The following is a 10,175-nucleotide window of genomic DNA, read 5'->3' as shown; positions in this document are numbered from 1 at the left end:
TGGCATTGGGGGCAGCATAGCCGTTTTGGGTGCCGTATGCCTGCGCGGGCGGCTCGTAAGGCGCATAGCCCGATGCGGGAGCCTGGGGCGCGCTCGACTGTGCCGTGTTGGTGCCGACGGGCATCGACGGCTCTGGGGCATTGAAGGGCGATGCGGGAGCGGGGGGAACGGGGGCGGCGGGTTCGCTTACCTCAGAAACCAACGGCGCGCCGCAGGATTCGCAGAATTTCGCGCCTTCGACAGATTCTTTTCCGCAATTCGGGCAGTTCATGACGGCTTCCTTTCAGGGAGGGCATTTCAGCGGGAATCAACAAGGCCGATTTGGCGATTGTTGCCGCTTTGTTGACTGATGCTGAGATTGTATCGTACTCGGGACCTGCGATGGGCGGCAGCTGCTGTCTTTGCCGAAATGCGAAACGCTTGTCAGTTTCGCGTAAGGGTTCCCTGTGCGCGGCCATGCACGGCAATAGGCGGGGCGGGTGCCCGCGCTTTGGCCTGGGGCGCTTGAGGTGCTGCGGCGCCATGCCACCGTTCTTTCTTGCGCTAAGATGGCGACGTATATTCTTCATGCGCGGTGCTCACCGGGTGCTGCGGTGACGCATGAGCCGAATTACGTTCCCTTTATTCAACGAAAGGCTGGCAATCGGTGGATATTCTCGTGAGTGCGTGTTTGCTTGGACATTCGTGCCGCTACGATGGTGGGTCGAAGCGCTGTGAAGCGGTATGCAGTCTTGCCGATGTTGGTCACACCCTGATTCCTTTGTGCCCTGAAGTCGAGGGCGGCTTGACGGTGCCTCATGCGCCGTGCGAGCTGCGCAAAACGCCCGATGGCGTGCGTGCGATTTCCATTGATGGGATTGATTGCACGGCGCAGTACGAGGCGGGCGCGCGCATCGCTGTCGAAAAGGCCCAATCGAGCGGAGCTCGCGTCGCGATTCTTAAATCGAAAAGTCCCTCGTGCGGATGCGGAACGGTGTTTGACGGCACCTTTTCCGGAACGCTTCGCGAGGGGTGGGGCATTGCCGCCGCTGCGTTACGTGACGTAGGAGTACGCGTAATAGATGAGAACCATGTGGCAAATCTTGAAGAATGAAATGTGCCTCGCGATGTAGACGTACAATAGCCGAGTTTTGCAGGAAGGCATCGGCTCGGTAAGCGTGAGCGCGATGCGTTTCTGCCTGGGCAATCAAGAGGCGGGCGTGCAATGGCTGAAGATAGGCAAATCAAAAACAACAACGAATCTAACCAGGCACCGGACGAGCCTCGCGAGTGCGTGGACACTCCTGCAAAGAAAAAAGCCGCCGTGGTAGTTGGCTGCCTTATTATCGTGGTGCTCGTTGCCGCGATTATTTTCGTGCTTATGCCCCGTGATGCGGAAAAGGGCTCCGATTCGTCGATGGCCGATGCTGCGCAGGCCATCGAAAACGAACAGCCCACTGCCGAGCAGCAGGCAGCGGCAGAAAAGGGAACGCTTGGCATGCGTATTTCTGCCGAGGGATATGACGCCGAGACGGCATCTCCTGCCATTGCTCATATCTCTGGCACGAGCGACGCTGGCGAAGCCGTGGATTTCTGCACTGCACTCACATTGAACGCATCGACGCGCGTGCAAATTGACCCGGGTGCCTATGAGGTTGAAATCATCGCCCCCATCAACGCCGACGGATCTATGTTCGAGGCTCCGGAGCCATTTAAGGCCGTCGTGAAGGCTTCGGGCATCGCTGAGGTTGCGAAGAAACTGACCTTCGTGCCCGCTGCCGATGCCGCCGACGCTGCATCGAGCGCGGCGAGCAAAGTTGCTCAAGCCATGGAGGTAAACGACGGCACGATTACCGAAAACGCTGCCGAGGTCGCTGCGAAGAATGCTTCCGTTGCATCGTAGCCATTCTGATTTCACAACGCTGGAAGAACGGGTGCCCGAATGTGCGGAAACGTGCTTTCGGGCGCTTTTCGTCCCGGGCTTTCCTCAATGAAAAGGCTGGGCGCCCTACGGTGTCCAGCCTTGCATTATGGGCGAGTTTCAGCCTTTGTATAGGCAGGTCGGGCTATTTCACGGTGAGCACGGGCATTTCTGCGCTGTGGAGCACGCCGTAGCTTACCGAGCCGAGCATGCCGCGCAATGCGCCCAATCCGCGGCGCCCCATAACAATAAGGTCGGCACCGTGCGTCGCGGCATATTTCGCAATTGCTTCCGCAGGCGAGGTATCGGCGACGGCTTCAACGGTAATACGCTCGTCGTGGACGCTGTCGCCAAGGCTGTCGAGCACTTCCTTCTTCACGCGATCGAGGGCGGCGCTCACCACGTCTTTGTATGTCTCGTAATCGAGCAGGCCCCATGGCACTCCGTCGATGGTGTTTCCTTCGGCATTGTCCATTGTGCCGACCATGCCTGAAGGCACGACGTGCAACAGCATGAGCTTGGCGTCGGGGTCGTCTCCGATAAGGTCGCATGCCATCGAAAAGGCGTGTTTCGCTTGGTCGGAACCGTCGTAGGGGACAACGATCGTTTTGAATTCGTGCTTGTTCGACATTGCGCACCTCCACATTCCGTGGCCATGGGGCTTAGAGCCCTCCAACTGAGGAAAAGTATACTCCACTTCATATAAATCTGCTGTTCAGAGGCCTTTTTTGGCTCAATTTGGCGGACAGATTCGTGTGTTTGTGGTGCGAGATGCGAGAAAGATGCGTTTGGTTTTGTCAAAACGGTGGAGGGTCCTACAGAATCGCGCTGCGAACGCCTTCGACGATGATGCGGCGGCTCTCGTCGTTAAGCTCGAAGCTGAGCGCCACAAGCTCGTCGATCGTTAACATACCGGGGTTGTTTTCCCTTATGAGATAGTCTTTTTCCGACAGGAGAAGCGCCTTGGCACATTCGATGGTAGTAAGCCCCGTCGTTTCGCGGGCTTGCTGCATCCAGCTTTTCATGCCCCATCTCCATTCGTACTTCAAAGCATAAGTAGTTACCAGTTTAACTGGTAATCCTTCCATGTCAATTATGCCCATTATTCAACCTGTTAGACTTTTATCCGCAGTTGAAAAGGGGAATCTATGGAAAATTTCATTGGGCGAAATATTCAGGCATTTCGCGCACACAAGGGCTTTTCGCAAGAAGGGCTGGGCAATATTCTTGGAGTTTCCCAGACGTCGATATCTGCGTGGGAAGACGGCAAGAGCCTTCCCCGAAAAGTAAATGCCAGCGAGTTTTTCGAGGCCTTCCCCGAGCTCTCCCACGACGACATTTTCAGTGAAGAATGCGGATATGCCTGCAAAACGCTCAAACGAGCAAGGGGTCTCGATGTGGTTCAAGTCCCTTTTTATGGGGCGATTGCTGCGGGAACGCCGATTGAGATGATTGACGTTGATGAAACCATGCCAATTCCGGGGCACATTTACAATGCCTATCCAGATTCTTTTTTGCTGCGCGTATCGGGCGAGTCGATGAATCGCTGTATTCCGGATGGGTGCATTGCGCTTATCGACCCCGATGCGGAATGGGTTAGCGGGAAAATATACGCTGTGCGCGTGGGCGGAACTGATGCGACCGTCAAAATCGTGAACTTCTATAAGAGTTCCGTGGAACTCGTTCCCAACTCTTATGACCCACGTTTCAAAAAGAAGAAATATTCGGCTGCCGAGGACGGCAACGATTCCGTGCACATTCTCGGCCGCGTCGTGTGGTTCTTTGCTCCTTTCAATTTCGGAAAATAGGAGCCTTTTTCGCTGTGGAAAGCGCGTGAGCGGGCGTTTTACGTGATAGTATTCTCGTTTGGCAACTTATACGCAAATCATGCGGCCGCTATGCGGCATATCAATCGATTGGATGAACCATGCGAGACAGGCTCGAGAAGATCATCGCTGGCTACGAGGAGCTCCAGAACAAGCTTTCCGACCCGGCGATTCTGAACAACCACGCTGAATATACCAAGCTCACCAAGGAATACTCCAACCAGGGCCCGCTTGTGGCCAAGGCTCGTGAATACCTTCAGGCGTGCGACGACATCGACGATGCAAAGGAAATGCTCGACGATCCCGACATGCGCGAGCTCGCCCAGGAAACTATCGCTTCCGCCGAAGCGCAGCTTCCTTCGCTTGAAGAGGAAATCAAGTACATGCTCATCCCGAGCGACCCCGCCGATGAGAAAGACATCATCGTCGAGATTCGCGCTGCCGCCGGTGGCGACGAGGCCGCCATTTTCGCTGGCGATTTGTACAAGATGTACCTGCGCTTCTGCGATTCGCAGCGTTGGAAGACTGAAACTATGGATGTGAGCCCCTCCGATGCTGGCGGCTATAAGGAAATTCAGTTCAAGGTGAAGGGCGACAAGGTTTATTCCGTCATGAAGTTCGAGAGCGGCGTGCATCGCGTGCAGCGCGTTCCGAAGACGGAAAGCCAGGGTCGCATTCACACGTCGACTGCTACGGTCGCCGTACTTCCTGAAGCCGACGAGGTCGAGGTCGACATCAATGAGAACGATTTGCGCATCGATGTGTATCGCGCAGGTGGCCCGGGTGGTCAGTGCGTTAACACGACCGACTCCGCTGTGCGCATCACGCACCTTCCCAGCGGTCTTGTTGTTCAGTCTCAGGACCAGAAGTCGCAGCTGCAAAACAAGATTGCTGCAATGGCTGTTCTGCGTGCGCGCCTCTACGAGAAAATGCTTGCCGAGCAGCAGGCGGCCGAGGGCGCTGAACGTCTGGCGCAGATTGGTTCGGGAGACCGTTCCGAGAAGATTCGCACGTACAACGCTCCCCAAGATCGCGTGACCGATCACCGTATTGGCTACAATGGCACCTACCAGGGCGTGCTTATGGGCAGCGACTTGGGTGACGTGATTACGGCGCTTCAGGCTGCCGATCGCGCAAGGAAGCTCGAGCAGGCGACCGAATAAGGAAGAGTCGCATCCCGCCGGACGAGCCCCGTCATACGTCAACGGCACAACGTTCCAGGCGTGCCTTATGACGCACGACGGGGCTCGTGCTTCTTTATTTGTTGCTGAGCGCGGCGCCTTTCCGCGAAGAGAGAGAAGAGAGAAATGTCCGACGAGGTGTGGACCATTCAGGCGGCGCTCGATTGGTGCCGCGGCTACCTTCAGCGCAAGGGCGATGAAAACCCACGCCTTTCGGCTGAGTGGCTTTTGTGCGAGGCGTGCCATATGCGTCGCGTCGAGCTGTATGTTAACTTCGAGCGCCCCCTTTCGCCTGATGAGCGCGCTACGTTGCGCGATTGGGTAGCGCGTAGGGGCGCGGGCGAGCCGCTTCAGTACATCACGGGCGAGGTGGCCTTCCGACATATTGCCGTGAAAGTGCGCGAAGGCGTGCTTATTCCGCGCCCCGAAACGGAAGTGCTCGTGAGCGAGGCGTTGGCTCTTTTACCCGCCCCCGAACGTCGCCGTGCTTTGGATTCAACCCTCACGGTGGATGAATTTGAACAGCTGCAGGCGGAAGCCGCAGCGAAAGCGGATCTTGAAGCGTCGGGTGTGGTCGATGGAGCGCTGCCGGGCCAAGATGGGGCTGGGGGCGTTGGAGACGAGGTCGAGCGCGTCGCAGATGCCACAATCGAGGCTTCTCACGAAAAGGCCGATAGCTCGTGTGACGACGTGCTGTATGTCGCCGACATATGCACGGGCTCGGGCTGCATTGCGTGCTCTATTGCTTTCGAAAACCCGAAAACGCGCGTGCTGGCCTGCGATATTGCTCCCGAGGCAATCGCTCTTGCGAAAGAGAACGTGGCAGCTTTGGACCTGGAAAAGCACGTTGCCGTGCTTCAGGGCGATTTGGGCGCGCCTGTGGGGGATCGTTTCATGGGCAAGCTTTCTCTCGTTGTGAGCAACCCGCCCTATATTCCTACGCAGGTGCTCGACGACATGCCGACCGAGGTAACCGAGCATGAACCCGAACTCGCGCTCGACGGCGGAACCGATGGCCTTGATTTGTATAGGCCCTTGGCGACGTGGGCGATTCGTGCCCTTGCGGCTGGCGGCGGCTTTGCCGTGGAGCTTCATGAGACCTGCCTTGATGCGGCGGCGACTTTTGCCGAGAGTTGTGGCTTTACTGACGTTCGCATTGTCGACGACTTGGCTGGACGGCCCCGTGTGCTTACGGCGCGCAAGCCAAATGTTGTGGCCTAAGGCGAAACGCGCCTCTCGGCTCTCGAAATCGTGAGACCGCGTTCGGGCGAACGTCGTATCATGGCAGTGCTTTCTTCATGGGCCGAAACGCTAATGGGTGCATTGCAAAGGAAAACGTCCAGGTGAGCTCGTCGCACCTGGACGTTTCGTTGTAAAGGGGCCTTTTGCAGCGAAGCGATAGCGCTTCTCGCGGGCAAGGCTTCTTGGCGGTTCATCTGGCGCCGGTCCTGGCGCCTTTCAACTGCTTGGCGAAGTGTTTTTTGCCGCTACTCGCTTACCTTGACGCCGTTCTTTTCGAGAACGTGCACGCTTTCTTGGCGTTTCGGGTTGCGTATCTTCAGCACGCCGAAGATAAGCGCGACCAGGCCAATTGCTGCGCACGCCATATAGGCGGCGCTTGTTCCTGCTGCCGTTGCGGCTTCGGTTGCCATGCCTTGCCCCAGAGAGCTTGCGGTGATGCTCGTCATAAGGGTCACGACAAGCGCCGTGCCCAAACCGCCGGCAACTTGGCGACCGGTGTTGGCGATTGCGTTGCCATGGGCGATTTTGTCATTGGGAAGCGCATTGATGCCCCATGTGTTTACGGGCATGTTCGCGAGAGATTGTCCCACGGCTTGAGCCGCGCAAAGCACGGCTACGAGCACGATGGATGAGTTCGCGTTCATGCGAGACAGGGCGAAGAGCGCTGCGGTCATAAGCACGAGGCCTCCCACGGAAATCGTGCGCGGGCCGAACTTGTCGAATACGATGCCCGAGATAGGGCTGATGAGAATGCCGGCTGCAGCTGCGGGCAGCATGACAATGCCCGTTTCGAGCGCCGATGCGCCCATGGCCGTTTGGAGCAGAATGGGGAGCAGGGTGTTGGTGACGAGGCACGCCGCGTTGATGAGCGTCACCACGATGGCGGCAACGGTAAAATCGCTCGATTTCAGGCAACGCAAATCGAGCAGCGGCTCCTCGAGCGTACGTTGGCGTTTGACGAATGCGACAAGGCATACGACGCCCGCAATAATAGTGCCGAGCACTGCGATGCTCGTCCAGCCAAGCGTCGAGGCGCTCGAGAATCCGTAGAGTAGGCCGCCGAATGCGATGGTGGAAAGCGCGATTGATGCGACATCGAGTTTGGGACGCTTTGTTTCGCCGACGTTTTCGAGCAAAAATACGCCGCAGAGCAGCACGGCAAGGGCGAGCGGCACGATGCAGCCGAGTGTTACGCGCCAGCCGTAGGCGTCGATGATCGCGCCGCCAAGCACGGGGCCAACGGCGGGGCCGGCTGACATCACGATGCCCGCAACGCCCATGGCGGTGCCGCGTTTCTCAACGGGGAAGACGAGCATCGGGACGACGGAAACAAGCGGCAAAAGCACGCCCGAGGCGGCCGCTTGCAGCACACGACCGCAAATGAGCAGGAAAAACGTAGGCGCTGCTGCACAAAGCGCGGTTCCTGCGGCGAATGCTGCCGTGGCGGCGAAGAAGAGCACGCGGGTCGAGAACCTGTCAATCAGAAATGCTGAAACAGGCACCATGATGCCGCTCACGAGTGGATAAATCGACATGATCCATTGTGCCGTCGAGGCATCGATGCCGAAGTCGGCCATGATTGCGGGTAGTGCGGGCGACATGACGGTTTGGTTCAGCAGCGCTAAAAACGCGCCGAACACCACAACTCCTACGATGCGGATTTGTCGTGCGGTTGTTTTTCCGGAAGCTTGATTGGATGTCAAAAGGTCTCCTTCGTTTGGGATTTGAGCGCAAAAGGACATATCGCTCTGTGAAGCGATGAAAATAAGCGTGATGCGACAACCGCGTTATGCGGAAGCGGCGCATCTATGGGATTTGGGGATGGCCTCAGATCAGCATTGAGGAAAGCGAGGGTGCCGCGGGCGCGTGCGTAGACGCTCCTTCTTCGGCGAGGAAGGATTCGATGCGGCGCACGTGCCGATATATGTTGGCGTAATCTTGAAACATTGCGACGGGCAACCTTAGCAAAATGCTGTGGCGCGGCGCAAGCGAACGCGATCGATGTTCACGAATCGTCAATTTGCCGCCCGCGAGATGCTCTGTGCTCGCTTGCCGAAGGTTTCGCGATTCGAAACGAAGCGTGGGTATAATCGACGAATCTCTTATAACGAAATGCGCACCCGCGCAGTGCGGGCGTGGTCGCGGTGAAAGGCGAATCGCAATGAAGATTCTGGTGACCGATAAAATCGTCGACGAGGGCATCGACATTTTGAAAGGGAAGGGCTACGAAGTCGATGAGCGCTTCGGCCTATCCCCGAACGAGCTGCTCGAGTGCGTCGGGGCCTATGATGCCCTTATCGTTCGCTCCGCCACCCAGGTCACGCGTGAGGTGATCGAGGCGGCAACGAATTGCAAGATTATCGGCCGTGCTGGCGTGACGTGCGACAACATCGATGTCGATGCTGCAAGCGAGCATGGCATTCCCGTATGCAACGTTCCTACGAGCAATATCGTTTCGGCAGCCGAGCACACTATGGCGCTCATGCTTTCGGCGGCTCGCGAAATTCCCGCCGCCGATGCTGCGATGCATGCGGGCAAATTCAGCCGCGATCGCTTCATGGGCCACGAACTCTATGAAAAAACGCTTGCTATTTTTGGTCTTGGGCGCATTGGCGGCCTCGTTGCCGAGCGCGCCCACGCGTTCGGCATGCGCGTTGTGGGCTTCGACCCGTATTGCTCGGCGGCTCGCGCAAGCCAGCTCGGCGTCGCGCTGTTCGATTCCATGGACGAAGTGCTTCCCATCGCCGATTTCATCACGGTGCACGTTCCCCGTACCGACGGCACGTACCATATGTTTGCAGCTGAACAGTTTGCCCAGATGAAAGATGGCGTTGTCATTGTGAACACGGCACGAGGCGGCGTCATTGACGAAAAGGCCCTTTCCGATTTTATGGCGGCCGGCCGCGTTTTTGCGTGCGGCATCGATATGCTCGAGGCCGAGCCTTCCGCGGAAACGCCGCTCGCCGAGTTCGACCGCGCGGTGCTCACTCCCCATTTGGGAGCCAATACGCTTGAAGCGCAAATGCGCGCCGGCGTGAATATTGCCCGCTATGTCGCCAATGGCCTTGAGGGCCTCGTGGTGCCGACGGTTGTGAACATGGTTTCCAAGGAGGTCGACGAGGCCGCTGCCGCCTATATTCCCGCATGTCAGATGTGCGGAAGCGTGCTCACACAGCTCGCGCGCGAAGTTCCCAAGGCGCTTTCTATTGTCGCCTCGGGTTCATGTGCGGGCGATATGCAGGTGCTTTCAGCGGCGACGCTTTCGGGCATGCTGTCGCGTGAGGGCCAGGCGAGCGTGTCAACCGAAAACGCCGATGCTTCGGCGCGTCGCCACGGCATTAAAATGGAGGCCCAGCAGGCGAGCGATTCGCGTGGCTATGATTCCATTGTGAGCATGGAGGCCGATGGCTTGGAGATTTCCGCAACCGTGCCAGGCGTGCATCGAGAGGTCCATGTTGTTTCGATTTTGGGCTATCGACTCGATGTGGTGCCAGGCGACCATGCTCTGATTTTTACGTATGCCGACGAGCCTGGTCAGGTAGGCCGCATGGGCACCATTTTGGGCGAAGAGGGCATCAATATCTCGACTATGGCTATTGGCAAGCGCGCCGATTGCTGCGAGGTACTTGTGTTCCTCAATGTTGAAAGCGAGCCTTCGCCTGAGGTTATTGAGCGAGTCGCGCAGGCGATTGATGCGACGAATTCATGGGCGATTCGTTTGTAAGCCCGCCATGGTTTTGTTTGCGCTCTGGGGTGCCGTCGGTATCTCGGGGCGCAATCGCTTTGTTCGCTGTGCGCTTCGGCGGGGCATGTAATGGATGCCCTGCATTATCGAATTATGTGCATCTTTCTCCTGCGGCGAGCACTGCTCTTTCGCGTGATAGAATACCAAGCTGGTATATTCGCGATGTTCGATGTTGTCGACGCGCTTATCACACGTAGAGAAAACGAAGCGGAAAAGGACACTCTCTATGTCGTTTATGGACTTCTTCAGCAGGTTTACCGGCGGTTTCGGCGGTGCTTCTT

11 protein-coding genes are annotated in these 10,175 nt (G+C 57.5%); 6 read left to right on the top strand and 5 right to left on the bottom strand.

Annotated features, from left to right (window positions below):
• Window positions 1–271: zinc-ribbon domain-containing protein (locus tag ACWI8T_RS06260; RefSeq protein ID WP_449138321.1), on the bottom strand; the 271-nt coding region annotated here is incomplete at its 3' end.
• Window positions 272–646: 375 nt separating this feature from the next.
• On the opposite strand from ACWI8T_RS06260, the gene ACWI8T_RS06255 reads away from it, so the two are divergent.
• The gene (locus ACWI8T_RS06255) at window positions 647–1,093 is read left to right on the top strand and encodes a DUF523 domain-containing protein (RefSeq protein ID WP_287538798.1); all 447 of its coding nucleotides are present in this window, start codon (window positions 647–649) and stop codon (window positions 1,091–1,093) included.
• A 111-nt stretch (window positions 1,094–1,204) separates the two neighbouring features.
• The gene (locus ACWI8T_RS06250) at window positions 1,205–1,882 is read left to right on the top strand and encodes a hypothetical protein (protein WP_449138320.1); all 678 of its coding nucleotides are present in this window, start codon (window positions 1,205–1,207) and stop codon (window positions 1,880–1,882) included.
• Window positions 1,883–2,045: 163 nt separating this feature from the next.
• Here the strand turns inward: ACWI8T_RS06250 and ACWI8T_RS06245 are convergent, their stop codons facing one another.
• Both ACWI8T_RS06245 and ACWI8T_RS06240 read right to left on the bottom strand, forming a co-directional pair.
• Complete coding sequence (locus ACWI8T_RS06245) at window positions 2,046–2,531, bottom strand: universal stress protein (RefSeq protein ID WP_287538795.1); 486 nt, start codon at window positions 2,529–2,531, stop codon at window positions 2,046–2,048.
• Between the two features lie 184 nt (window positions 2,532–2,715).
• Complete coding sequence (locus ACWI8T_RS06240) at window positions 2,716–3,003, bottom strand: hypothetical protein (protein WP_147269246.1); 288 nt, start codon at window positions 3,001–3,003, stop codon at window positions 2,716–2,718.
• A gap of 45 nt (window positions 3,004–3,048) precedes the next feature.
• On the opposite strand from ACWI8T_RS06240, the gene ACWI8T_RS06235 reads away from it, so the two are divergent.
• From ACWI8T_RS06235 to ACWI8T_RS06225, 3 genes are all read left to right on the top strand, one after another.
• Complete coding sequence (locus tag ACWI8T_RS06235; RefSeq protein WP_114615810.1) at window positions 3,049–3,708, top strand: LexA family protein; 660 nt, start codon at window positions 3,049–3,051, stop codon at window positions 3,706–3,708.
• Window positions 3,709–3,827: 119 nt separating this feature from the next.
• Entirely contained in the window at window positions 3,828–4,889 is a 1,062-nt protein-coding gene (gene prfA / locus ACWI8T_RS06230) for a peptide chain release factor 1 (protein ID WP_114615809.1), read from the top strand.
• Window positions 4,890–5,033: 144 nt separating this feature from the next.
• Window positions 5,034–6,128 carry a N5-glutamine methyltransferase family protein gene (locus tag ACWI8T_RS06225; RefSeq protein ID WP_449138319.1) on the top strand — a complete coding sequence of 365 codons (1,095 nt, stop codon included), beginning with the start codon at window positions 5,034–5,036 and terminating at the stop codon, window positions 6,126–6,128.
• 266 nt (window positions 6,129–6,394) lie between these two features.
• Here the strand turns inward: ACWI8T_RS06225 and ACWI8T_RS06220 are convergent, their stop codons facing one another.
• A complete protein-coding gene (locus tag ACWI8T_RS06220; RefSeq protein ID WP_329935147.1) occupies window positions 6,395–7,852 on the bottom strand; it encodes a DHA2 family efflux MFS transporter permease subunit in 1,458 nt (485 codons plus the stop codon).
• Window positions 7,853–8,310: 458 nt separating this feature from the next.
• Between ACWI8T_RS06220 and serA the strand changes: the two genes are divergently transcribed.
• Window positions 8,311–9,873, top strand: a complete 1,563-nt coding sequence (serA, locus tag ACWI8T_RS06215; protein ID WP_449138318.1) for a phosphoglycerate dehydrogenase — start codon at window positions 8,311–8,313, stop codon at window positions 9,871–9,873.
• On the opposite strand, the gene ACWI8T_RS06210 is transcribed toward serA, so the two are convergent.
• On the bottom strand, window positions 9,853–10,175 hold a 323-nt coding region (locus ACWI8T_RS06210; protein WP_449138317.1), incomplete at its 5' end, for a hypothetical protein. The genes serA and ACWI8T_RS06210 overlap by 21 nt on opposite strands.

It is taken from the genome of Slackia sp. (assembly GCF_977041755.1).
This window is presented reverse-complemented; position numbering and strand designations above follow the sequence as displayed.

What these genes read in the sequence shown, in the direction of transcription:
- ACWI8T_RS06250 (WP_449138320.1), top strand. Translation starts at nt 1,205, where the DNA reads ATGGCTGAAGATAGGCAAATCAAAAACAACAACGAATCTAACCAGGCA.
- ACWI8T_RS06245 (WP_287538795.1), bottom strand. Translation starts at nt 2,531, where the DNA reads ATGTCGAACAAGCACGAATTCAAAACGATCGTTGTCCCCTACGACGGT.
- ACWI8T_RS06240 (WP_147269246.1), bottom strand. Translation starts at nt 3,003, where the DNA reads ATGGGCATAATTGACATGGAAGGATTACCAGTTAAACTGGTAACTACT.
- ACWI8T_RS06235 (WP_114615810.1), top strand. Translation starts at nt 3,049, where the DNA reads ATGGAAAATTTCATTGGGCGAAATATTCAGGCATTTCGCGCACACAAG.
- prfA (WP_114615809.1), top strand. Translation starts at nt 3,828, where the DNA reads ATGCGAGACAGGCTCGAGAAGATCATCGCTGGCTACGAGGAGCTCCAG.
- ACWI8T_RS06225 (WP_449138319.1), top strand. Translation starts at nt 5,034, where the DNA reads ATGTCCGACGAGGTGTGGACCATTCAGGCGGCGCTCGATTGGTGCCGC.
- serA (WP_449138318.1), top strand. Translation starts at nt 8,311, where the DNA reads ATGAAGATTCTGGTGACCGATAAAATCGTCGACGAGGGCATCGACATT.